Annotated in this window: 17 protein-coding genes; 7 read left to right on the top strand and 10 right to left on the bottom strand. The window is 60.7% G+C overall.

Annotated features, from left to right (window positions below; all coding sequences use genetic code 11):
- Complete coding sequence (gene purL, locus AC06G5_RS04925) at nt 1-3897, bottom strand: phosphoribosylformylglycinamidine synthase (RefSeq protein ID WP_413423693.1); 3897 nt, start codon at nt 3895-3897, stop codon at nt 1-3.
- Nucleotides 3898-4182: 285 nt separating this feature from the next.
- On the opposite strand from purL, the gene mltF reads away from it, so the two are divergent.
- A complete protein-coding gene (gene mltF, locus AC06G5_RS04920) occupies nt 4183-5643 on the top strand; it encodes a membrane-bound lytic murein transglycosylase MltF (RefSeq protein ID WP_413423695.1) in 1461 nt (486 codons plus the stop codon).
- 127 nt (nt 5644-5770) lie between these two features.
- Here mltF and pdxJ read toward each other — a convergent pair whose 3' ends face one another.
- The 8 genes from pdxJ to lptF form a co-directional block, all read right to left on the bottom strand.
- The gene (pdxJ, locus tag AC06G5_RS04915) at nt 5771-6517 is read right to left on the bottom strand and encodes a pyridoxine 5'-phosphate synthase (protein ID WP_480459045.1); all 747 of its coding nucleotides are present in this window, start codon (nt 6515-6517) and stop codon (nt 5771-5773) included.
- A gap of 49 nt (nt 6518-6566) precedes the next feature.
- Nucleotides 6567-7256 (bottom strand): DNA repair protein RecO, encoded by a 690-nt coding sequence (gene recO, locus AC06G5_RS04910; RefSeq protein ID WP_413423102.1) that lies wholly within the window; start codon nt 7254-7256, stop codon nt 6567-6569.
- A gap of 162 nt (nt 7257-7418) precedes the next feature.
- On the bottom strand, nt 7419-8321 hold the full coding sequence (era, locus tag AC06G5_RS04905) for a GTPase Era (RefSeq protein WP_008020290.1): 903 nt from the start codon (nt 8319-8321) through the stop codon (nt 7419-7421).
- A complete protein-coding gene (gene rnc, locus AC06G5_RS04900; protein ID WP_007973960.1) occupies nt 8314-9003 on the bottom strand; it encodes a ribonuclease III in 690 nt (229 codons plus the stop codon). Before rnc ends, era begins: the two co-directional genes overlap by 8 nt.
- Nucleotides 9004-9176: 173 nt before the next feature.
- Entirely contained in the window at nt 9177-10031 is an 855-nt protein-coding gene (gene lepB / locus AC06G5_RS04895) for a signal peptidase I (protein WP_413423105.1), read from the bottom strand.
- Nucleotides 10032-10036: 5 nt separating this feature from the next.
- Nucleotides 10037-11836 (bottom strand): translation elongation factor 4, encoded by a 1800-nt coding sequence (gene lepA / locus AC06G5_RS04890; RefSeq protein WP_322615950.1) that lies wholly within the window; start codon nt 11834-11836, stop codon nt 10037-10039.
- A gap of 171 nt (nt 11837-12007) precedes the next feature.
- The gene (gene lptG / locus AC06G5_RS04885) at nt 12008-13069 is read right to left on the bottom strand and encodes an LPS export ABC transporter permease LptG (RefSeq protein WP_480459044.1); all 1062 of its coding nucleotides are present in this window, start codon (nt 13067-13069) and stop codon (nt 12008-12010) included.
- Entirely contained in the window at nt 13062-14180 is a 1119-nt protein-coding gene (gene lptF / locus AC06G5_RS04880; protein WP_413423109.1) for an LPS export ABC transporter permease LptF, read from the bottom strand. Before lptF ends, lptG begins: the two co-directional genes overlap by 8 nt.
- Nucleotides 14181-14586: 406 nt before the next feature.
- On the opposite strand from lptF, the gene AC06G5_RS04875 reads away from it, so the two are divergent.
- The 3 genes from AC06G5_RS04875 to AC06G5_RS04865 are packed head-to-tail and all read left to right on the top strand — an operon-like array spanning nt 14587 to nt 16958.
- Nucleotides 14587-16077 (top strand): leucyl aminopeptidase, encoded by a 1491-nt coding sequence (locus AC06G5_RS04875; RefSeq protein ID WP_413423111.1) that lies wholly within the window; start codon nt 14587-14589, stop codon nt 16075-16077.
- A 60-nt stretch (nt 16078-16137) separates the two neighbouring features.
- Nucleotides 16138-16566: a DNA polymerase III subunit chi gene (locus AC06G5_RS04870; RefSeq protein WP_111281152.1), complete on the top strand. Its 429-nt coding sequence runs from the start codon at nt 16138-16140 to the stop codon at nt 16564-16566.
- 8 nt (nt 16567-16574) lie between these two features.
- Nucleotides 16575-16958 carry a DNA polymerase III subunit chi gene (locus AC06G5_RS04865; protein ID WP_413423113.1) on the top strand — a complete coding sequence of 128 codons (384 nt, stop codon included), beginning with the start codon at nt 16575-16577 and terminating at the stop codon, nt 16956-16958.
- Between the two features lie 129 nt (nt 16959-17087).
- Here the strand turns inward: AC06G5_RS04865 and AC06G5_RS04860 are convergent, their stop codons facing one another.
- Nucleotides 17088-17855, bottom strand: a complete 768-nt coding sequence (locus AC06G5_RS04860) for a sulfite exporter TauE/SafE family protein (protein ID WP_480459043.1) — start codon at nt 17853-17855, stop codon at nt 17088-17090.
- 99 nt (nt 17856-17954) lie between these two features.
- Between AC06G5_RS04860 and AC06G5_RS04855 the strand changes: the two genes are divergently transcribed.
- From AC06G5_RS04855 to AC06G5_RS04845, 3 genes are read left to right on the top strand one after another with little or no spacing between them, the layout of a single operon-like run.
- Entirely contained in the window at nt 17955-18845 is an 891-nt protein-coding gene (locus AC06G5_RS04855) for a LysR family transcriptional regulator (RefSeq protein WP_413423117.1), read from the top strand.
- Between the two features lie 42 nt (nt 18846-18887).
- A complete protein-coding gene (xseA, locus tag AC06G5_RS04850; RefSeq protein ID WP_413423119.1) occupies nt 18888-20267 on the top strand; it encodes an exodeoxyribonuclease VII large subunit in 1380 nt (459 codons plus the stop codon).
- Nucleotides 20268-20270: 3 nt separating this feature from the next.
- Nucleotides 20271-21092 carry a peptidoglycan DD-metalloendopeptidase family protein gene (locus tag AC06G5_RS04845; protein ID WP_413423121.1) on the top strand — a complete coding sequence of 274 codons (822 nt, stop codon included), beginning with the start codon at nt 20271-20273 and terminating at the stop codon, nt 21090-21092.
- The last annotated feature ends 200 nt before the right edge of the window (nt 21093-21292 follow it).

Below are 21292 nucleotides of genomic sequence, written 5' to 3'. Positions count from 1 at the left end.
TCAGTTCACCCACACGCGAGCATTACGGAACATGCGCATCAGCGGTGCATCTTCGTTCCAGTCATCCGAACGCCACGAGTTCTGCACGGCACGGAATACACGCTCCGGGTGCGGCATCATGATGGTCACGCGACCGTCGCGGCTGGTCAGGCCGGTGATCCCGCGCGGCGAACCGTTCGGGTTGGCCGGGTAGCTTTCGGTAACCTTGCCGTGGTTGTCGACGAAACGCATCGCCACGCAACCCGACAGATCGGCTTCCAGCAGTGCTTCTTCGCTGGCGAACTCGGCATGGCCTTCACCGTGGGCGATGGCGATCGGCATGCGCGAACCGGCCATGCCCTGCAGGAAGATCGAGTTCGACTCCTGGATCTGCACCATGGCCACACGGGCTTCGAACTGCTCGGAACGGTTACGCACGAAGTGCGGCCAGAACTCGCTGCCCGGGATCAGCTCGTGCAGGTTGGACATCATCTGGCAACCGTTGCACACGCCGAGGGTGAAACTGTCGTTGCGTTCGAAGAAGCCCTGGAACGCATCGCGGGCACGGCTGTTGAACAGCGCCGACTTGGCCCAGCCTTCACCGGCACCCAATACGTCGCCGTAGGAGAAACCGCCGCAAGCGACCATGCCCTTGAAGTCGTTCAGGTCGACACGGCCGGCGAGAATGTCGCTCATGTGCACGTCGATCGCGTTGAAACCGGCGCGATCGAACGCAGCCGCCATTTCCACCTGGCCGTTGACGCCCTGCTCACGCAGTACGGCAACCTGTGGGCGGATGCCTTTCTTGATGTAAGGCGCGGCGATGTCCTGGTTGATGTCGTAGCTCAGCTTGACGCTCAGGCCCGGATTGTCTTCTTCCAGCAGCACGTCGAACTCTTGTTCGGCACAGTCGGCGTTGTCACGCAGACGCTGGATCTGATAGCTGGTCTCGGCCCACTGACGTTGCAGCAGACGACGCTGGCCTTCGAACACGGTGTCACCGTTGAAGGTGATGCTGATCTCGCCGTTGTTGATTGGCTGACCGATCACCGACACGCAATCGCCCAGGCCGGCAGCGCTGAACTGCGCGAGGATGTCCGGAGTGGCGTCCTGGCGAACCTGAATCACGGCACCCAGTTCTTCGTTGAACAGGATCGCAGCGATGTCGGCGGAGGAATCCGCCAGGCTGTCGAGGTTCAGGCTCAAGCCGCAGTGACCGGCGAACGCCATTTCCACCACGCTGGTCAGCAGACCGCCGTCGGAACGGTCGTGGTAAGCCAGCAGGTGACCGTCGGCATTGAGGCCCTGGATCACCGCGAAGAAGGCTTTCAGGTCTTCGGCGTCATCGACGTCCGGAGCCTGCTTGCCGAGCTTGCCGTGAACCTGTGCCAGGATCGAGGCGCCCATGCGGTTCTGGCCGCGGCCCAGGTCGATCAGGATCAGGTCGGTGGTGCCCTTGTCCATGCGCAGTTGCGGGGTCAGGGTCTGACGGATGTCAGTCACTGGCGCGAAACCGGTCACGATCAGGGACATTGGCGACGTGACGGACTTGTCCACGCCTTCATCGTTCCAGCGGGTGGCCATGGACATCGAGTCCTTGCCCACCGGAATGGTGATGCCCAGCTCAGGGCACAGTTCCATGCCGACCGCTTTCACGGTGTCGTACAGGCGTGCATCTTCACCCGGGTGACCGGCAGCGGACATCCAGTTCGCCGACAGTTTGATGTCGGAGATCTTGCCGATGCGCGAAGCGGCAATGTTGGTCAGGGTTTCACCGATGGCCATGCGGCCCGACGCTGGAGCGTCCAGCAGCGCCAGCGGAGTACGCTCGCCCATGGCCATGGCTTCACCGGTGTAGACGTCGAAGCTGGTGGCGGTGACGGCAACGTCGGCCACCGGCACCTGCCACGGGCCGACCATCTGGTCACGGGCCACGAGGCCGGTGATGGTGCGGTCGCCGATGGTGATCAGGAAGCTTTTGCTGGCCACGGCCGGGTGATGCAGAACGCGCTCGACGCAGTCGGCGATGTTCAGGGTCGACGGATCGAAGTCATCACCCAGTTCGGCTTCACGCACCACCGAACGGTGCATGCGCGGGGCCTTGCCCAGCAACACTTCCAGTGGCATGTCCACCGGGCTGTTGCCGAAATGGCTGTCGGTGACAGTCAGCTGTGGTTCGGCAGTGGCTTCGCCGACCACGGCAAACGGGCAACGCTCGCGTTCGCAGATCGCCTTGAAGCGCTCGAAATCCGCCGGGCCGACAGCCAGGACGTAGCGTTCCTGGGATTCGTTGGACCAGATTTCGTGCGGGGCCATGCCCGGCTCGTCGTTTGGAATGTTGCGCAGTTCGAAACGGCCACCGCGGTCGCCGTCGTTGACCAGTTCCGGGAAGGCGTTGGACAGACCGCCCGCACCCACGTCGTGGATGAAGCTGATCGGGTTCTTGTCGCCCAGTTGCCAGCAACGGTCGATGACTTCCTGGCAACGGCGTTCCATTTCCGGGTTTTCACGCTGTACCGAAGCGAAGTCCAGGTCTGCCGAGCTGGTGCCTGTGGCCATGGAGGAAGCTGCGCCGCCGCCCAGGCCGATCAGCATCGCCGGGCCGCCGAGCACGATCAGCTTGGAGCCGACGACGATCTCGCCTTTCTTGACGTGTTCTTCACGGATGTTGCCCATGCCGCCAGCCAGCATGATCGGCTTGTGGTAGCCGCGAACTTCGTCACCGTGCGGGGTGGTGATCGATTGTTCGAAGGTACGGAAGTAACCGGTCAGCGCCGGACGGCCGAATTCGTTGTTGAACGCAGCGCCGCCTAATGGGCCTTCGATCATGATGTCCAGCGCGGTGACGATGCGCTCGGGCTTGCCGTACGGCACTTCCCACGGCTGTTCGAAGCCCGGGATCTGCAGGTTGGACACGGTGAAACCGGTCAGGCCGGCTTTCGGCTTGGCACCACGGCCGGTAGCGCCTTCGTCGCGGATTTCGCCACCGGAACCGGTGGACGCGCCCGGGAACGGGGCAATCGCGGTCGGGTGGTTGTGGGTTTCAACCTTCATCAGGATGTGCACCGGCTCCTGCACCGCGCCGTACTGGCGGGTTTCAGGGTCCGGGAAGAAGCGACCGGCCACGGAGCCGACGATCACCGAAGCGTTGTCCTTGTAAGCCGACAGGACACCTTCGCTGTGCATCTGGTAGGTGTTCTTGATCATGCCGAACAGGCTTTTTTCCTGGCTTTCGCCGTCGATGTCCCAACTGGCGTTGAAGATCTTGTGACGGCAGTGCTCGGAGTTCGCCTGGGCGAACATCATCAGTTCGATGTCATGCGGGTTGCGCGAAAGGCCCACGAAGGCGTTGACCAGATAGTCGATCTCGTCTTCGGCCAGGGCCAGGCCCAGCTCGGTGTTGGCTTTTTCCAGCGCGGCACGGCCGCCACCCAGCACGTCGATGGCGGTCAGGGGTTTCGGTTCGGCGTGGCTGAACAGGCCGGCGGCCTGTTCGAGATTGCCCAGGACGATCTGGGTCATGCGGTCGTGCAGACCGTCAGCGATCAACCGGGCTTCAGCGTCGCTGAACTGGCCGGCCACGTAGAACGCAATGCCTCGCTCCAGGCGCTGGATTTTCGCCAGGCCACAGTTGCGGGCGATGTCGCTGGCCTTGCTCGACCATGGCGAGATGGTGCCGAAACGCGGCAATACCAGGAACAGACGACCGGTCGGTTCTTGTACCGGAACGCTTGGACCGTACTTCAGAAGGCGCGCAAGCACCTGCTGTTCGTCGCCGGTCAGGACGCCGGTAACTTCGGCGAAGTGAGCGAATTCAGCATACAGGCCACTGACAGCCGGAACCTTCTGGCTCAGTTGCTCAAGGAGCTTGCTGTGGCGAAAGGCAGAAAGGGCAGGAGCGCCGCGCAGGATCAACATCTTCGGGACAGCCTCGGGAAGGGGTGTGCTTTGAGGCCGTGCATTCTAGCCTAAACAGCCCGCGACATCACCCGAAACGCTACGCACGGTTGCACTCGGGTGTCGATTTGTGTTTCTGCCTTGAAAGTCAGGTTAACGGGACGTGCGGTGATCGCTTATTTTTACTGTAACAAAATGCAGATCAGGCCCATTCCTGCGGGGTTTCGGTCGGTTTTGTGATCGCTAGCAGACAAGCCCTTCGCTGTCGAGATATGGCGCCCGTGGTCCTTTGCGTATACTGCGCAGATGTTTTCCCCAACGGCTTTACGTCCGCGGTACGCCAAATGGCTGATCGCAACCGGACTCTTCCTGATGCTCGGTGGCTGTGTTGATAAACCCAACACGCTTGAGCGCGTAAAGGAGGATGGTGTGCTGCGGGTGGTTACCCGAAACAGCCCCGCCACCTACTTTCAGGATCGCAACGGTGAAACCGGCTTCGAATACGAGCTGGTGAAGCGCTTCGCCGACGATCTGGGGGTCGAGCTCAAGATCGAGACCGCCGACAACCTCGATGACCTGTTCAACCAGGTAGGCAAGCCCAATGGCCCGGTGCTGGCGGCTGCCGGCCTGGTCAGCAGCGAAGAGCGCAAGAAGCAGGTGCGTTTCTCGCATTCCTACCTGGACGTCACCCCGCAGATCATCTACCGCAACGGCCAGTCACGGCCGACCGATGCGAAGGATCTGGTGGGCAAGAAGATCATGGTGCTCAAGGGCAGCACCCACGCCGAGCAACTGGCGCAGCTGAAACAGAAATTTCCCGGCATCGAATACGAAGAGTCTGACGCGGTCGAGGTCGTCGATCTCCTGCGCATGGTCGACGAAGGCCAGATCGACCTGACGCTGGTCGACTCCAACGAAGTCGCGATGAACCAGGTGTACTTCACCAACATCCGGGTCGCCTTCGACCTCGGTGACGCCAGCAACCAGAGCTGGGCCGTCGCACCGGGCGACGACAACAGCCTGCTCAACGAAATCAACGAGTACCTCGACAAGGTCAAGAAAAACGGCACCCTGCAACGCCTCAAGGACCGTTACTACGGGCATGTCGACGTTCTCGGCTACATGGGCGCCACCACGTTTGCGCAACACTTGCAGCAACGCCTGCCCAAGTACGAACAGCACTTCAAGTCGTACGCCAAGAAAGAGAAAGTCGACTGGCGCCTGCTGGCGGCCATCGGGTACCAGGAGTCGTTGTGGCAACCGGCCGTCACGTCCAAGACCGGTGTGCGTGGCCTGATGATGCTGACCCAGAACACCGCGCAGGCCATGGGCGTGTCCAACCGCCTGGACCCCAAACAGAGCATCATGGGCGGGGCCAAGTACCTGGCCTACATGAAAGACCAGCTCGACGAGTCGATCCAGGAACCGGACCGTACCTGGTTTGCCCTGGCGGCCTACAACGTCGGCAGCGGCCACCTGGACGACGCACGCAAACTGGCGGCCAAGGAAGGGTTGAACCCGGACAAATGGCTGGATGTGAAGAAGATCCTGCCGCGCCTGTCGGAAAAGAAGTGGTACAGCAAAACCCGTTACGGCTACGCCCGAGGCGGCGAACCGGTGCATTTCGTGGCGAACATCCGGCGCTACTACGACATCCTGACCTGGGTCACGCAGCCGCAGCTTGAAGGCGACCAGGTCGCCGAGGGCAAACTGCTGGTTCCGGGGATCGACAAGACCAAGCCGGCGCAGGAACCGGCGCCGCTCTGACAGAACAACCGAGATCAAATGTGGGAGCGGGCTTGCTCGCGAAGGCAATTTATCATCCAACATCTCTGTTGGCTGATACTCCGCTTTCGCGAGCAAGCCCGCTCCCACATTGTTTTTTGTGTTCGGCTTAGGCTTTTGTGGCAGCCGCCAGAATCAGCGCCTTCATTTCCGAAACAGCCGATTTGAACCCAACGAACAGCGCATGGGCCACCAGCGCGTGTCCGATGTTCAGCTCGTTGATGCCCTTGATCGCCGCCACGGCTTCGACGTTGTGATAGTGCAGGCCATGGCCGGCATTGACGATCAGGCCCTGGGCCAGGCCGAAGGCCACGCCATCGGCCACACGCTTGAGTTCTTCAGCGACTTCGGTCGGCGTCTCGGCATCGGCATAACGCCCGGTGTGCAGTTCGATGACTGGCGCGCCGACACGGCGCGAGGCTTCGATCTGGCGCTCATCGGCATCGATGAACAGCGACACTTCGGAGCCGATCTTCGACAGACGCTCGACCGCCGCCTTGATCCGCGCTTCCTGCCCTGCCACGTCCAGGCCGCCTTCGGTGGTCAGCTCCTGACGGGTTTCCGGTACCAGGCAAATGTGCGCCGGGCGGATGCGCTCGGCGAACTGCATCATTTCTTCGGTGACGCCCATTTCGAAGTTCATGCGGGTTTGCAGCACGTCCTTGAGCAGCAGAACGTCGCGCTCCTGAATGTGCCGACGGTCCTCGCGTAGGTGCACGGTGATGCCGTCAGCGCCCGCCTCTTCCGCGTCCAGTGCCGCCTTGACCGGGTCCGGGTAACGGGTGCCCCGGGCCTGACGCAGGGTGGCAACGTGGTCGATGTTCACGCCAAGAAGAATACGGGTGCTGGTGGTCACGGAAGCGCTCCAGAAGAAGAGAAAGTTCGGTGCACAGCATACGGGGAGACTACGGCTTGCGAAACAGCTCGCGACTGACCAGCGGGCGACCACCCAAATGAACGGCCAATGCCTGGCGCATCAAACGCTTGGCGGCAGACAACGCACCGGGTGCGGACCAGTCGGCTTCGGCCATGGCCAGCAGCTCTACTCCGTTGAACAACCCTGGCTGCAAAAGATAAACCCGCTCCAGCCCTGCATCCACTTGCAAGCGATAGAGACCATCCGGGGCAATGGGTTGATCGTGAATATCGCTGGTCAGGGAAAAACCGTAGCCCAGATCATCGAGCAGGCGCCATTCGAAGGAACGCAGCAACGGTTCCAGTGCACGACCTTCGGCCAAGGCCAGCAAGGTCGCGGCGTAGTGATCGAACACGGCGGGGTGCGGGTCTTCGGCGGGCAGCAGGCGAATCAGCAACTCATTGAGATAAAGGCCACTGAACAGTGCCTCGCCATTCAGCCAGGTGGAAACGCCAGCACTTTCCATGCGCCCGACATTCTTCAGCTCTCCCCTGCCCCGAAACTCCACTTCCAGCGGCACGAACGGCCGCGCCAGCGTCCCGGCCTTGCCCCGCGCACTGCGCAACACCGCCCGCAACCGACCTTGCGGCGTGAGGAAATCCACCAGCGCGCTGTTTTCACGGTAGGCGCGGGAGTGCAGGACGTAGGCGGGTTGGCCGATGGGAGGGGTTTGGGACATGGAACTCTCAATGAAGAATCGCGGTTTTACAGACAACCCCAAACTAATGTGGGAGCGGGCTTGCTCGCGAAAGCGGTGCAACAGCCAACATTAATGCTGAATGTTACATCCTCTTCGCGAGCAAGCCCGCTCCCACAGTAGATCCATGTGCTGCCAGACGATTTACAGGTCGCCATAACCCAACGAACGCAATGCACGCTCGTCATCGGACCAGCCGCCCTTAACCTTGACCCAGAGGTTGAGCATGATCTTGGAGTCGAACAGCAGCTCCATGTCCTTGCGAGCTTCGGTGCCGATGCGCTTGATGCGCTCGCCCTTGTCGCCAATGATGATTTTCTTCTGGCCATCGCGTTCGACGAGGATCAAGGCATGGATGTGCAAGGTCTTGCCCTGCTGCTTGAACTCTTCGATTTCAACGGTGATCTGGTACGGCAGCTCAGCGCCCATCTGGCGCATGATTTTCTCGCGCACCAGCTCGGCGGCGAGGAAACGGCTGCTGCGGTCGGTGATCTGGTCTTCCGGGAAGAAGTGATCGTTTTCCGGCAGGTGCTCGGCAATCACCCGCTCCAGCGCATCGAGGTTGTGCCCGTGCTGCGCCGAAATCGGCATGATCTGCGCATTCGGCAGCTGTTCCTGCAACCAGGACAGGTGCGGCATCAGCTCGGCCTTGTCTTCGATGCGGTCGGTCTTGTTCAGCGCGACGATCAGCGGGCCGGTCACGTACTGGACGCGCTCGAGAACCATCTGGTCTTCGTCGGTCCACTTGGTGCGGTCGACCACGAAGATCACCACGTCGACGTCTTTCAACGCCGCCGAAGCGGTCTTGTTCATGTAGCGGTTCAGGGCCTTTTCGCCACCCTTGTGCATACCGGGGGTGTCGACGTAGATCGCCTGTACATCGCCCTCGGTCTTGATACCGAGCATGTTGTGACGGGTGGTTTGCGGTTTGCGCGAGGTGATCGCCAGCTTCTGACCCAGGATGTGGTTCAGCAACGTGGACTTGCCCACGTTCGGACGGCCGACGATGGCAACATAGCCACAGCGAGTTGCGTTTGTATCAGTCATTGCCATTCTCCACACCCAGGGCAATCAGTGCTGCGGCGGCCGCTACCTGTTCGGCAATACGACGGCTCACACCCTGACCTCGGCTTTTTTCATTCAGTAAGATGATTTCGCATTCGACGAAGAACGTCCGGCAATGCGGTTCACCCTGGATATCCACCACTTCGTAACGCGGCAGCTCACAACCACGGGACTGCAGGAACTCTTGCAGGCGGGTCTTTGGATCTTTGTTGGTGTCGACCAGCGTCAGGCCTTCGAACTCTCCGGCCAGCCAGGCGAGCACACGCTCACGGGCCACTTCCATGCCAGCATCGAGGTAGATCGCACCGATCAGCGCTTCCAGGGCATCGGCCAGAATCGACTCTCGACGAAAGCCGCCGCTTTTCAGCTCGCCGGAACCCAAGCGCAGGTATTCGCCCAGATCGAAACCACGGGCCAGTACGGCCAGGGTCTCACCTTTCACCAGGCGCGCGCGCAAACGCGACAACTGGCCTTCACGAGCCAGCGGGAAGCGCTCGAACAACGCCTCGCCGGCGACGAAGTTGAGGATGGCGTCACCGAGGAATTCCAGGCGTTCGTTGTTACGCCCGGCAAAACTGCGGTGAGTCAGGGCCAGGACCATCAGTTCCTGATCCTTGAAGGTGTAGCCGAGCTGACGCTCTAGACGGCTTAAGGAGACGCTCACGGTTTACCCACGCTGAGTTCGTGGCTCGATTGTACTGCCATCGCCGTGAGGCGGCGCAGGCTTGGGACAATTAACGCTGTGTTCAAAAATAACGTCCTGAATATCATTGGTTTCATGCTTTCTGTCGGTTCCAGAAATGCATTCGGCGCTGTGTTCAACAGCGCCGTGATTGATTACTTGATCAGGCCAACCCGCGAGAAATTCGGCAGGTGACTGAGTTTGGGTTCCGGCCAGCTCATCCAGACCGCAAAAGCCTTGCCGACGATATTCTTGTCGGGAACCATGCCCAGCAGATCCTTGGGAATGCTCGGATCATCCCAGTAGCGACTGTCGTTCGAGTTGTCGCGGTTGTCGCCCATCATGAAGTAGTGCCCGGCCGGCACGGTCCACGAATGGTCCGGCATTGCGCGGTAGCGACTCATTTCCTTGCGGATCATGTGCTCGGCCGCACCGAGTTTTTCCTTGTAGAGCTCAGCGCTGCCCAGCGTGCCCGGCTCGGAGCCGACCAGTTGTTCGGCAATCGATTGACCGTTGACGAACAGACGCTTGTCGGCGGTGTAGCGAACCGTGTCGCCCGGCAAACCAACCACACGCTTGATGTAGTTGACGTTCGGATCGCTCGGGTAACGGAACACCATGACATCGCCGCGCTGCGGATCACCGACTTCGATGACTTTCCTGTCGATCACCGGCAAGCGGATCCCGTAGGAAAACTTGCTCACCAGAATGAAGTCGCCGACATCCAGGGTTGGCTTCATCGAACCGGAAGGAATCTGGAACGGTTCCACCAGGAACGAACGCAGCACCAGCACGATGAACAACACCGGGAAGAACGACTTGCCGTATTCAACCAGCAGCGGCTCTTTGTTCAGCTTCTCGACCACGACCATGTCAGGCTGGCTGACGCTGCCCTGATAGGAGGCGATGGCCGCACGCCGACGCGGGGCCAGGATCAACAGATCGAGCAACGCCAACAGGCCGCAGACGAACACGGCGATGACCAGCAACAGCGGGAAATTTAGTGACATAGGACCTAACTATCCAACCTGAGCACTGCAAGGAAGGCTTCCTGTGGAATTTCCACGTTGCCGACTTGCTTCATGCGTTTCTTACCGGCCTTTTGCTTTTCCAGCAGCTTTTTCTTACGGCTGACGTCACCGCCGTAGCATTTGGCCAATACGTTCTTTCTGAGCGCCTTGACGGTTGTCCGCGCCACAATCTGCCCGCCAATGGCGGCCTGGATTGCCACGTCGAACATCTGCCGCGGAATCAGATCCTTCATCTTCTCGGTCAACTGGCGACCTTTGTAGTGCGAATTGTCACGGTGCACGATCAGCGCCAGGGCGTCGACCTTGTCACCGTTGATCAGCACGTCCAGTTTCACCAGGCTGGCCGATTGGTAACGATCGAAATGGTAGTCCAGAGAAGCATAGCCGCGACTAGTGGATTTCAGGCGGTCGAAGAAGTCCAGAACCACTTCGTTCATCGGCAGGTCATAGGTCACTTGTACCTGGGAGCCGAGGAACAGCATGTCGACCTGCACACCACGTTTTTCGATGCACAGGGTAATGACGTTACCCAGGTGCTCTTGCGGCACAAGAATATTGGCGCGCACGATCGGCTCGCGCATGTCTTCGATGGCAGACAGGTCCGGCAGCTTGGACGGGTTATCGACGTAGATCGTCTCGCCGGTCTTGAGCAGCAGCTCGAAGATTACCGTCGGCGCCGTGGTGATCAGGTCCAGGTTGTACTCGCGCTCGAGGCGCTCCTGGATGATTTCCATGTGCAGCATGCCGAGGAAGCCGCAACGGAAGCCGAAGCCCAGTGCGTCGGAGCTTTCCGGTGTGTATTGCAACGACGAATCGTTGAGGGTGAGCTTTTGCAGCGCCTCGCGGAAGTCTTCGAAGTCGTCGGAGCTGACCGGGAACAGGCCAGCGTAAACCTGCGGCTGGATGCGCTTGAACCCCGGCAGCACGTCGACGTCCGGCGTCGAGCTCAAAGTCAGGGTGTCGCCCACTGGCGCACCGTGAATATCCTTGATGCTGGCGATGATGAAGCCCACTTCACCGGCCTTCAGGTCGGCGGTAGGGGTGTGTTTCGGGTTGAATACACCGACGCTGTCCACCAGGTGGATCTTGCCGGTGGATTTGACCAGGATCTTGTCGCCCTTCTTCACGCGGCCGTGGCGAACGCGAACCAGGGAGACAACGCCCAGGTAGTTGTCGAACCAGGAGTCGATGATCAACGCTTGCAGCGGATCTTCGATGTTGCCGGTCGGCGCCGGGATGGTGGTCACCAGGCGCTCGAGCACTTCATCGACGCCCAGGCCGGTCTTGGCAGAGCAAGTGACCGCATCGGTGGCATCGATGCCGATGATTTTTTCGATTTCTTCCTTGACGCGCTCCGGATCGGCCTGTGGCAGGTCGATCTTGTTCAGCACCGGCATCACTTCCAGGCCCTGTTCGATCGCCGTGTAGCAGTTGGCAACCGACTGCGCTTCAACACCCTGACCGGCATCGACCACCAGCAGCGCGCCTTCACAGGCAGCCAGCGAACGGCTCACCTCATAGGTGAAGTCAACGTGGCCGGGGGTATCAATGAAGTTCAGCTGGTAATTGATGCCATCGCGAGCCTTGTAATACAGGGTGACGCTGTGCGCCTTGATGGTGATCCCGCGTTCACGCTCAAGGTCCATGGAGTCCAGGACCTGGGCTTCCATTTCGCGCTCGGCAAGGCCGCCGCACATCTGGATGAAGCGATCGGCCAGCGTCGACTTGCCATGGTCAATGTGGGCGATGATGGAGAAATTGCGGATATGACTCAAATCACTCACGGATCAACACTCAAAAAGGCTGCAGGCATAGCCCGCCGAAAAATAGCCGGGAATTGTACCTGATCCACGGCGCAAGCGTCACGTTCGCAGGTCAGACGGCACTTACAAAAACGCCCCGGTCTTGCGACAAGGGCGTTTCTTATGGTCAAAGCGGTCGGAAAATGCCCGCCATCAGCCTGCTCGACGTAACAGCCAGAGCCCCGCCACGGCGCAAACACCCGCCGGTACCAGTACCGAAAGCAACGGTGGGAAGCCAAACACCTGGCTCGAAGGTCCCAGCAGATCCTGAACGATGCGGAAGGTGAAGCCCACCAGCACGCCGGTAAACACGCGCTGGCCCAGGGTCACCGAGCGCAGCGGGCCGAAGATGAAGGAAATCGCCATCAACACCAGGGCGGCAGTCACCAGCGGCTGCAACACCTTGACCCAAAATGCCAGCCAATAGCGGCTGTTGTTCAACCCCTGGTCCGCCAGGTAGTGGATATAACCCCACAGACCGCTGATCGACAATGACTCCGGCACCATGACCACCGTGCTGAGCAATTGCGGACTCAAGGCCACGGCCCAACGCTCGACCGGGGTCGACACCACTTCAGTGCTGCGCTCGTGGAACAGCGTGGTCGTGACGTCCGTCAGCTGCCAGTGATCCGTGTCGAACTCGGCACGCTTGGCGAAGCTCGCCGACAGCATGTACCGCTCGTTATCGAAACGATAACGGGTCACACCGTACAGGATGCCGTTGGGCTGTACCGAGTTGACGTGAATGAACTCATCGCCCTGGCGGTGCCACAGGCCGTGCTTGGCGCTTTGTGCATCGCCACTGCCCTGGGCCAGCGAGCGATTGGCTTGCGCGGCGGTTTCGGCAGGCGGAGCGATGTACTCCCCGACCAGCAGGCCAGCCAGCATCAATACCAGCATCGGTTTCATGACCGCCCAGACAATCCGGCCGATCGACACACCGGCGGCGCGCATGATGGTCAGCTCACTGTTGCTGGCCAGGCTGCCCAGACCGATCAGGCAACCGATCAGCGCGGCCATCGGCAGCATTTCGTACATCCGGCGCGGCGCAGTCAGCGTCACATAACTCAGAACGTCGACCAGCGTGTAGGTATCGGTGACCTCACTCATCTCATCGATGAAGGCAAACAGTGTCGCCAGACCGAGAATGATCCCGAGCACCGCCAGAATCGCTATCAACACACTGCTACCAATGTAGCGATCCAGCTTAACCACGGGCCACCTCCAGTGCACTGCGGCGACTCGCCCGTTTCAAACGCAAGGGCTCCCAATAGAGCAAGCCCAGACCAATGGCCAGGAAAATTCCGTGCACCCACCACAAGCCCAGCGCCGCGGGGATCTTGCCCTTGTCGAGGGCACCGCGGGCGGCAATCAGAATGGTCAGGTAAGCCATATAAAGAAGAATCGCCGGCAGTAATTTGAGGAATCGGCCCTGACGCGGGTTGACCCGCGACAGCGGCACCGCCATCAAGGTCACGATGAACACCAGCAACGGCAGCGACATCCGCCATTGCAATTCGGCGCGCAGGCGAATGTCTTCACTGCCGATCAAGGTGCTGGTCGGCATCGCATCACGGTCGGTGACTTCGTCGCTGACGTCGGGTTTTGGCAGCAACACACCATACTCGTCGTACTTGATCGCCCGGTAGTCGGCCTGCCCCGGACTGCCGTCATAGCGATAGCCATTATCCAGGATCAGATAGCGGTTGCCGTCCGGACGAATTTCCTGACGCCCCTTTTCCGCCACCAGGACAGAAATTCCGCGATCCTTGTTGTTGGAACTGATGTTCTTTTGCGAGATGAACACACCGCCCAGATTGACCCGGTCATCCGACATGCGTTCGGTGTAGGTGACCCGGGTACCGTCGCGCAGGGCCTGGAAGCGCCCTGGCTCCAGGGTGTCGAATTCGGTCAGGGCATCCTGCTTGTTCAGCAGCAACTGAAACTGGTTGGCCCCTTGTGGCGCAAGGCTCAGGCTCAACCACGCCACGATGAGTGCGACCAGGGTGGCCGGAAACATTGTCATCCAGACCAGTCGTTGCTGGCTCATGCCGGTGGCCGAGAGTACGGTCATTTCGCTTTCGAGGTACAGGCGCCCGTAGGACAACAGGATCCCGAGAAACAGCCCCAGCGGCAGGATCAGCTGGAGGAAGCCCGGCAGTCGAAAGCCCATGATCAGGAACAGCGAACCCGGATCCAGCAGGCCCGAGGCCGCCTGGGCGAGGTATTTGATGAAGCGACCGCTCATGATGATGACCAGCAGCACGGCACTGACCGCGCTCAAGGTCAACAGGACTTCGCGGGATAGATAACGGAAGACGATCAAACCAGACACTCCAGGGTTGTCAGGCTAAGGCGGCCAAACAAGCAAACGTATCGGACGGCCCGCAAGACAGGGCCACCGAAAAAAGATGGCGCATTATCCTGTGATTGGGTGCGCCTGTCACTGCGCAATGCATGGAAACGCCTGTAGGAGCGAGCTCGCTCGCGAAGGTCGTCAACGATAACGTGGGGAGCCTGAAACCCCGCGGCGGTCTCAGGTTCTTCGCGAGCAATCGAGCGTCGACCGGCTGCTCCTACAATCGTGCAGCCGAGGGTTGTCAGGCGCCGCTGGCGAGGTTCAAACTGCGGCCTTCGTCGCCGATCGGTATTGGCGCCTTCCATTTTATAAGCAAGCGACGCAGACCACTGTCGGACGCTTGCGTGCTAACCATCAATTCAGGGACCCGGACATGGAACTGGTTGTAAAAAGCGTCAACCCGGAAACGTTGAAGACCGCCACGCTGGTGGTTTCCGTTGGCGAAGATCGCAAGCTCGGTGCAGTTGCCAAACAACTCGATGAATTGAGCGGCGGCGCGATCAGCGCAGTGCTCAAGCGCGGCGATCTGGCCGGCAAGGTTGGCCAGAGCCTGTTGCTGCACAGCCTGCCGAACCTCAAGGCCGAGCGTGTACTGCTGGTGGGCGTTGGCAAGGACGACGAGCTGGGTGACCGCCCGTTCCGCAAAATCATCGCCGGCATCCTCAACACAGTGAAAGGCCTGGGTGGCAGCGATGCGGTGCTGGCCCTGGATGAACTGGTCGTCAAAGGTCGCGACAGCTATGGCAAGACTCGCCTGCTGGCCGAGACCCTGGTGGACGGCGAGTACACCTTCGATCAGTTCAAGAGCCAGAAAGCCGAACCCCGCTCCCTGAAGAAAATCACCCTGCTGACCATCAAGGCAGCTCAGGCTGAAGTGCAGCGCGCCGTAACCCACGCCACCGCCATCGCCAACGGCATGGCCTTTACCCGCAACCTGGGCAACCTGCCGCCAAACATCTGCCACCCGACCTTCCTCGGTGAACAGGCCAAAGACCTGGGCAAAGAATTCAAGGACCTGAAGGTCGAAGTCCTCGACGAGAAGAAGATCAAGGCCCTGGGTATGGGCTCGTTCTACGCCGTGGGCCAGGGCAGCGCCCAGCCACCACGCCTGATCGTCATGCAATACAACGGCGGCAAGAAATCCGAGAAGCCGTATGCGCTGGTCGGCAAAGGCATCACCTTCGACACCGGCGGCATCAGCCTCAAGCCGGGCGCCGGCATGGATGAAATGAAGTACGACATGGGCGGCGCCGCCAGCGTGTTCGGCACCCTGCGTGCCGTGCTGGAACTGAAGCTGCCGATCAACCTGGTGTGCATCCTGGCTTGCGCCGAGAACATGCCAAGCGGCAACGCTTCGCGCCCGGGCGACATCGTCACCACCATGAGCGGCCAGACCGTGGAAATCCTCAACACCGACGCCGAAGGCCGTCTGGTGCTGTGCGACGCACTGACCTACTCCGAGCGCTTCAAGCCGCAAGCGGTCATCGACATCGCGACCCTGACCGGCGCCTGCGTAGTCGCCCTGGGTTCCCACACGTCGGGCCTGCTGGGCAACAACGACGAACTGATCGGCCAACTGCTGAGCGCCGGCAAGGCTGCCGACGACCGCGCCTGGCAACTGCCGCTGTTCGATGAGTACCAGGAACAGCTGGACAGCCCGTTCGCCGACATCGCCAACATTGGCGGCCCGAAAGCCGGCACCATCACCGCGGCCTGCTTCCTGTCGCGCTTCACCAAGAACCTGAACTGGGCGCACCTGGACATCGCCGGCACCGCATGGACCAGCGGCGGCAAGGACAAGGGCGCCACTGGCCGTCCGGTTCCGCTATTGACCCAATACCTGCTGGACCGCGCCAAGGCCTGAAACCGATGACCTTGGGTGGCGCTACTTTCAGGTGGCGCCGCTCAAGGCTCAGGAACTGCAATGACCAAAGTCGACTTCTATATCCTGCCCAGCGCCGATCCTTCGGCACGCCTGGATTTCGCCTGCAAGCTCACCGAAAAAGCCTGGCGCATGGGCCACCGTGTCTACCTGCATTGCAGCGACGCTGCCCAGCGTGACGATCTCGACGCACGCCTCTGGACGTTCAAGGGTGAAAGCTTCGTGCCCCACGGCCCCGCCGAAAGCGAACCGGATAGCTTGATTGTCCTGGGCCTTGGTGACGATTGCGGTCAGCATCAGGATTTGCTGGTCAACCTCGACCTGAAAGTCCCGGCCTTCGCCCAGCGTTTCGCCCGCGTGGCGGAAGTGGTGGTGGAAGACCCGACGATTCGCCAGGCCGCGCGGGAGAGTTTCCGTTTCTACCGCGAACAGGGCTATCCTCTGCAAGATCACCGTTTACAGCGACTCTGAGCCTTCCAATGGACACTCCAAAACCGCTGCAACAGTCCGCGCACCTGCTGGACGACCTCGAGTCAATCCGCCAATTGCTCGGCGATGACAACCTGCAACCGCCCCTGCTGACCGACACGGTCGAGGATGGCGATCAGGAACAGATCCCCATGTTGTTCGACGCCGTGAGCGAGCCTTCGCCGCCCGTGGTACCGACACCCCCTGCCCCCACCGTTGAACCTGCCGCCAGCAAGAAGCCGGATGACTTGCTGCACCTGGACAGCGAACTGCGCGCCGCCGCGCAGTTGATCATGCAAGACGTGATCGACGATTTCGCCCCGCACATCGAGACCGAAATCAAACGCCGCCTCAGTGCACGGCTGGAGCGGTTGTTGAGCCAGTACAACGATTGAGAGGCCGGTTGTATTTAGGAGCGAGCTTGCTCGCGATGGGCGCTAACGATAACGCGTGTTTCCTGATAAAACGCGTCGCCCTCACGTCCATCGCGAGCAAGCTCGCTCCTACAGGTCTGCACCGAACATTCAGGTGCTCAGGTAGCGCCCGATCAATGCGATCCCGCTCACCAGCACCAGCCACGTCACCAGCCGCACGAACGCCTCGCGGGACAAGCGCATGGTCAGCCGCCGACCGACCCACAGCCCCAGCGCCATGGCCGGCAACAGACAAACCGCCAGCACCAGCAACGGCAGATCGGCATACACACCGGCGATAACAAACAGACTCAAACGCACCACCGTACTGCAACTGATCAATGCACTCTGGGTGGCCCGGGCCGCCTCCTTGGGCAAACGGCTGTTCAAGTAGATCGCATAGAGAAAGCCGCCGCTGCCAAACAAGGCGCCAAACATTCCGCCCACCGTCCCCATTGGCAGTGCCCACACCGCGGACAACTGCGTCGGCCGGGTTTTGACCCACAGGCTGTAGATCGCATAGGCGCTGATAAACAGCCCCATTAACAGCAACAACAGGTCGGACTTGAGGTTCAGCAGGAAAATCACCCCCAGCGTGCACCCCACCGCCATGCAAGGCAGCAACCGCAACAGCTCCGGCCTCGCCACATCGCGCCGCGACGGCAGCAGATTGCCGAATGCCCCGACAAAATCGAGCAACACCAGCAACGGCACGATCTTCGACAGCGGCATGAACAGAATCAGAATCGGCCCCGCCACCAGCGCGGTGCCGAAACCGGCGATGCCGAACACGATGTAGGCCAGGGCAATGCCAAAGCCAATCACCAGCCAATCCACTACGCCGAAAGGCCATTGGCTCAACAACGTCAATGCGCTCATTGCAGCGCTCCTCTATTTAAGTTCGCTGACTTTAGCCATCGCTGAGCGTTGCGACTAATATCATCAAAGTCACTGACCCATCTCAAAAAGGCATGCCTTGTGCTTTCAATCCGGCAACTGCGTTACTTCGTTGAAATCGCTGAATGCGGCAGTTTCGGCGCCGCAGCCGAGCGTCTGTTCATCGCCCAGTCGGCCCTGAGCCGGCAAATCAAGGACATGGAAGTCCACCTGCAAACCCCACTTTTCGAACGTACTGCGCGGCGGCCCCAACTCACACCAGCGGGCGAGGCTTTTTTACCCCGCGCCAAAAACCTGTTGAGCGAGCTGATCAAGGCCAGCGACATGGCCACCAGGATCGGCAATGGTCAACACGGCACCTTACGTTTGAGCCATTCCAGCACTGTACCCATGAGCGGCCGACTGCTGCGCAGCGTCGACCGTTATCTCGAACATCATCCCGGCGTGTCCATGGACATCGCTCAGTTGTCTTCCGAGGCGCAGCTGCAAGAGTTGGCAGACGGCCGACTGGACATCGGCCTATTGCGCCTGCCAGTGCTCCGTCAGTGTGAAGAGGTGCAGATCGACCCGCTCTACGACGAACCTTTACTGGTGGCAGTCCCGCCCGATCACTGGCTGGCCAGGGACAAATCCGGGCAGCAAATCAACCTGGGGCAGCTACGCGACGAAGCGTTTATTTCCATCCCGCATCCCCAGCGAGGCGGTCTTAGCTACCTGTCTGCCGAGTTGTGCATGCGCCAGGGCTTCTTTCCCAAAGCAGCTCGGGTAATGTCGCGTAAAACCACGCAACTGCAACTGATCCAAGCGGGATTTGGTATAGCCCTCTTGCCGGAATCGATGCAGGACATTGCGCCACCCGACGTTCATTTCCTGCCTTTGGCAGATCCCGGCAGTCATAGCAGCGTCGCTCTGGCGTACCGCAAACACCCGACGGCACTGGTTCAACAGTTCCTCGAGCATTTGGTGATATAGGGGTCGTGCATTCACTTGAAGAATGCCTTTAAACTGCGCCCCATGATTAAAGATCCCTTTGCAAGACTCGGCCTGGACCGCGAAGTCCTGACCGTCAGCCAGCTCAACGGCCGTGCGCGGGTGTTGCTCGAAGACGTGTTCAGCAACATCTGGGTCGAAGGCGAAATCTCCAACCTCGCCCGCCCGGCTTCCGGCCATGTGTACTTCACCCTAAAGGACAGCGGCGCCCAGGTCCGTTGTGCGCTGTTCCGGCAGAACGCGGCACGGGTTCGCCAGGCATTGAAGGACGGGCTCGCGGTCAAGGTGCGCGGCAAAGTCTCGTTGTTCGAAGGGCGCGGCGATTATCAACTGATCCTCGACACCGTCGAGCCGGCCGGCGATGGCGCCTTGCGCCTGGCCTTCGATGCACTCAAGGAAAAGCTCAGCGCCGAAGGCCTGTTCAGTGCCGAGCGCAAGGTCCCGCTGCCGGCGCACCCGCAACGCATCGGCATCATCAGTTCGCCCACCGGGGCGGTGATCCGCGACATCATCAGCGTGTTCCGCCGTCGCGCACCCCAGGTGCAGTTGACGCTGATCCCCACCGCCGTACAGGGCCGCGAAGCCACCGCGCAAATTGTCCGCGCCCTGAAACTGGCGGATGCCCGCGGCTTCGACGCACTGATCCTGGCCCGCGGCGGTGGTTCGCTGGAAGACCTCTGGTGCTTCAACGAAGAAGCCGTGGCCCGCGCCGTAGATGCTTGCGTGACGCCAATTGTCAGCGCCGTCGGCCATGAAACCGACGTGTCGATCAGCGACTTCGTGGCCGACGTTCGCGCGCCCACCCCTTCCGCTGCCGCCGAATTGCTGGCCCCGGACTCCAGCGATCTGGTGCGCCGAGTCGAAAGCCTGCACCGACGGTTGGTGATGCGCATGCGTGACCGCTTGATGCGCGATCGACTACGCCTGGAAGGCATTTCCCGGCGCCTGCGGCATCCCGGCGAGCGCCTGCGCCAGCAAGCGCAACGCCTGGATGACCTGGACATGCGCATGCGCCGCGCGTTCGAGCGCAGCCTCAACACCCGTCGCGAACGCTTGATCCGCCTGGAAACCCGTTTGGCCGCACAACATCCGGGCCGGCAACTGGCACTGCTTCGCCAGCGTCTCGACAGCCTGGCCGAACGCCTGCCGCGCGCCATCCGCGAAGGGCTGAAAAGTCGTCGCCTGCAATTGCACAGCCAGATGCAGACACTGCATGTGGTCAGCCCGTTGGCAACGCTCGGCCGTGGTTACAGCATTTTGCTGGACGAGCGCGGCAACGCGATCCGCAGCGCCGCACAAACCCATACCGGCCAGCGCCTGAAGGCCAAGCTGGGCGAAGGCGAACTGCAAGTGCGGGTCGAAGACAATCACCTGACACCTGTCACCCTTTCTTTACTGGATTGATCCATGCCGCGTTTCCTGGCTCCATTGCTATTGCTGTGCCTGACCGTCAACGCCCACGCCGACAGCTACATCACCCGGCTGCTGAACAAACCGGTACCGGGCGGCGTTGCGGTGGTGGACCTGGGCACGTCTGCCCAGGTGCCAAAAGCCACTTATCAAGGCAAACCCGTCCTGGTCGTGAAAGAACAGAACAACTGGCTGGCCATCGTCGGCGTGCCGCTGACGGTCAAGCCGGGGACTCAATCGGTCAGCAGCGGCGGTCGTAATCTGGATTTCACGGTTGGCAACAAGAAATACCCGGAACAGCGCATCACTCTGAAGAACACCCAGCAGGTCAATCCAGACCCGGAAAATCTCAAGCGTATCGAGCGTGAACTGGCCGAGCAGATTGCCGCTTACCGCACGTTCAGCCCCAACACCCCGAGTAACCTGCTGCTGGACAAACCGGTGAACGGGCCGCTGTCGAGCAAATTCGGCGTGCGTCGCTTTTTCAATGGTGAAGAGCGCAACCCCCACGCTGGCCTGGACTTCGCCGTGCCGGCTGGCACACCGATCAAGACCCCGGCGGGCGGCCAAGTGATCCTGATCGGCAACTATTTCTTCAACGGCAACACGGTGTTCGTCGACCACGGTCAGGGCTTTATCAGCATGTTCTGCCACATGTCGAAAATCGACGTGAAGGTGGGGCAACAACTGGCTCGGGGCGCGGTGGTCGGGAAAGTCGGTGCAACCGGCCGCGCGACCGGACCGCACATGCACTGGAACATCAGCCTGAACGACGCGCGGGTGGATCCGGCCATCTTTATTGGCGCATTCCAGCCTTGAATCCTTGGCGAGGCTGATGGCCTCTTCGTGGGCAAGCCCGCTCCCACAGTGTCCGGCGGTGTTCACAACATTTGTGTTCACTGCAAAAAACCTGTGGGAGCGGGCTTGCTCGCGAAGACGGCATTGCAGTCACCAGAAAAACCCAAGGCTGCCCCCAACCCCGCCCCCCGAAATCCTGCTTTACACAATTGCGCACAGCT

It is taken from the genome of Pseudomonas sp. WT-JTC (genome assembly GCF_056711565.1).
The sequence above is the reverse complement of the archived record's forward strand: the minus strand, read 5'-3'. Positions and strand labels throughout refer to the sequence as shown.